Source organism: Gemmatimonadota bacterium (assembly GCA_026706345.1).
In the GTDB taxonomy this organism is placed as follows: Bacteria; JAAXHH01; JAAXHH01; order JAAXHH01; family JAAXHH01; genus JAAXHH01.
Genome location: JAPOYX010000204.1, coordinates 1 through 2,727, shown reverse-complemented (window position 1 = coordinate 2,727; position 2,727 = coordinate 1). Strand labels below are relative to the sequence as shown.

General features: G+C 61.9%; 3 protein-coding genes. 2 read left to right on the top strand and 1 reads right to left on the bottom strand.

The window, feature by feature from the left end; translation table 11 throughout:
• The first annotated feature begins 215 nt into the window (after positions 1 to 215).
• Both OXG98_14165 and OXG98_14160 read left to right on the top strand, forming a co-directional pair.
• Positions 216 to 1,220 (top strand): Rieske 2Fe-2S domain-containing protein, encoded by a 1,005-nt coding sequence (locus OXG98_14165; GenBank protein ID MCY3773146.1) that lies wholly within the window; start codon positions 216 to 218, stop codon positions 1,218 to 1,220.
• A gap of 40 nt (positions 1,221 to 1,260) precedes the next feature.
• Positions 1,261 to 2,262: a methyltransferase domain-containing protein gene (locus tag OXG98_14160; GenBank protein ID MCY3773145.1), complete on the top strand. Its 1,002-nt coding sequence runs from the start codon at positions 1,261 to 1,263 to the stop codon at positions 2,260 to 2,262.
• A gap of 65 nt (positions 2,263 to 2,327) precedes the next feature.
• On the opposite strand, the gene OXG98_14155 is transcribed toward OXG98_14160, so the two are convergent.
• Positions 2,328 to 2,495 (bottom strand): hypothetical protein, encoded by a 168-nt coding sequence (locus tag OXG98_14155; protein MCY3773144.1) that lies wholly within the window; start codon positions 2,493 to 2,495, stop codon positions 2,328 to 2,330.
• Positions 2,496 to 2,727 lie beyond the last annotated feature (232 nt).

The window sequence follows — 2,727 nt, the reverse complement described above, 5'->3', positions numbered from 1 at the left end:
GACACGGATTCCCGCACAACCGCACCGTGCCGGCGCCGCCGCGCGCAAGACGCGTTTCTTGATGCCGCGGCCTGGGCCGGATAACTAGAGACTGCAGAATCCGGATACAATGCTGCTCTGAAATCGGTCTTGCCAATCTTCGAGGCTGACCGGCGGCCGATGAAATACGATGAACGGGCCGCGCCGTATACGGAGCCGGGAAGGGCTCCTGATCCATGTCCGACAACCTGACACGCTACAGGGAACGCACCTATCCGCCGCCCTATCCGGACGGCTGGTACAGGGTTGCGGCGTCCGGTGAAATCCGACCGGGAGAAGTCAGGCACGTCGAGTGCCTGGGCGAGCATATCGCGCTGTTTCGCAGCCGGACACAGGGCCGGATCGCGGCCGTGGAAGCGTTCTGTCCGCATCAGGGTGCGAACCTGGCCCATAGCCGGGTCGAGGGAGATCGGCTGCAATGCCCGTTTCACGGCTGGCAGGTGGATGGAGACGGCGGGGTTCGCGACTGGCCCGACGCCGAGGACCGGCCGACCGCCCACCGGCACTGGGAAGCGATCGACTACTACGGCATGGTCATGATTTACCGGTCGACGCACCCTAGCGCCCCGGCGCCCTATCGGCTTCCGCCCCAGCCGAAGATCGACAGCCGGCAGTTCGTCTGTCGCGGCCAGTATGATGGGGGCGAGGTGGATATGCACATTATCGAATTTGCGGAGAATAGCGTCGACTTCGGGCACTTTTCGCAGCTTCACGGTGCAATGCGCGTCCCGTGGACCAGTATAAGATTGCCCTGGATCAGAATCCGGCACGAGCCTTCATGGCAGATCGACGACAGGCTCGAACACGTTTCGTATTTCGGAGACGAAGCGACGCTTGAGATCGGGGGCCGGGTCTGCGAAAGAACGAGGTCCCGGGCGCTGATCACGTTTCTAGGTCCGGGCAGTATTGTAAAGTTCGATTTCAAAGTACCGAAAATCGGCGAAATTGCGATGTTCCAGACGCACACGCCCGTAGCCTCGTTGAAGCAACGGGTGACTTTCCGTTGGTTCGCCCCCCGTCGCGTGCCGCGAATATTCGTTTCCTACGTCGTCGGAAACTGGATTTCTCAGTGGCGGCAGGACCTGAAGATATGGAAGGGAAAAGTATACCAGCAACGCCCATCATTGGCCGCGGGTGACGGTCCCGTCTGGGAGATGCGCAGGTGGTACCGGCAATTCTAGCCTGACGGCCTTGCCGAAAACCTGTCCGGAGAAAACACCCGTGCCGGCTGATTTTCATAGCCCCATTTCCAGGGCAATCCGGCCGGAGGATACGGCCGAAGCACTGTCGAAATACCTCAAGAGCCAGCAGCGAGGCCGTGAAGAATACGCCCTGATGGTACAGGCGTTTTACGACCTGATTACCGACTTTTACGAGTATGGATGGGGCCGGTCGTTTCACTTCGCGCCGGGCAGGGACGGCGTGTCTTTCGAGGATTGCCTCACCGGCCACCAGCACTTTCTGGGCGAAGCGATCGGCCTGAAGCCGGGCATGAAAGTGCTGGATTTCGGTTGCGGCGTAGGCGGCCCGCAGCGCTCCATAGCAAGAAAATTCGGCGCCTCGATTGTCGGGCTGAATATCAGCGAATACCAGATCGGGAAGTGCACCACATACGCCAGGAAAGAGGGCCTCGAGGATATCTGCAGCGTCTTGCACGGCGATTTCATGGATATACCGGCGGAAGACGGGAGCTTCGACGCCGCTTACCATATCGAGGCCATTGCTCACGCCCCGGACAAGACGGCCGCCTATGCCGAGGCATTCCGGATTTTGCGGCCGGGGGCATTCTTTGCCGGCTACGACTGGTGCATGACCCCGCTGTACGACGACGGCAACCCGGAGCACCGCGAAATCAGGCAGGGCATCGAATACGGCAACGCCCTGCCGCAAATCGCTTCATTCGCAGACATCACCGATGGCCTCCGCGCGTGCGGCTTCGAGGCGATCGAGGCGCGGGACCGCGCGCCGGATGCCGATCCGGAGACGCCGTGGTACCGGCCGCTGGAAGGCAGTGCGCGGACGCTGAAAAGTTTGCCGCGGACACCTCTCGGCCGCAGGATCACCACGGGCGTCCTGCGCGTTCTGGAACGCGTACGTGCCGTGCCCAAAGGATCGTTGGCAATATCGGAAGTACTCAACGTGGCGGCCGACAGCCTCGTGGCCGGAGGGCGCCTGGGGATATTCACGCCCATGTACTACCACAAGGCGCGCAAGCCGGAATGACCCGGGTGTCTTGCGCCGTCATAGTCGAGGCGTCGCGCGCCGGCGGGCGACTCCGGCTGGCCGCCTCAACGGCCGTAGGCGCCGCGCGTGACGAAGACCGTGTTCTCAAGGCCCTCGGTTGTGATCAGGCCGGTTTTCGGCTGCCGCAAGGGGTTCGCCGGCGTCCAGACGGACGTAGCGTCCGGTCCGGCCGGCGCGTCCGGATCGACGTCGCACGACGCCCGTAGAGACATATGTAGGCCGACAAAAAGCCCTTACACCAGCATATTAGTGCAAAGGACAGTTTCTCGTATAATGAGCCACTTGCACAGCCTGGCCGCAACTCCGCTGCCGGGCCTGAGGTGAGCAAATTTCTTGCGGAACCGGTACCGGCTCGGGGGCGGGCGCTCCGAGACTGTCTTGCGGCCGGTCCGGTCATTGGAATGGAAAACATACCGTCTGCCTATATCGCCGGTTATCCGAATT

Excerpts from the sequence above, each read along its gene's own strand:
- OXG98_14155 (MCY3773144.1), bottom strand. The coding sequence starts at position 2,495 with ATGTCTCTACGGGCGTCGTGCGACGTCGATCCGGACGCGCCGGCCGGA.
- OXG98_14165 (MCY3773146.1), top strand. The coding sequence starts at position 216 with ATGTCCGACAACCTGACACGCTACAGGGAACGCACCTATCCGCCGCCC.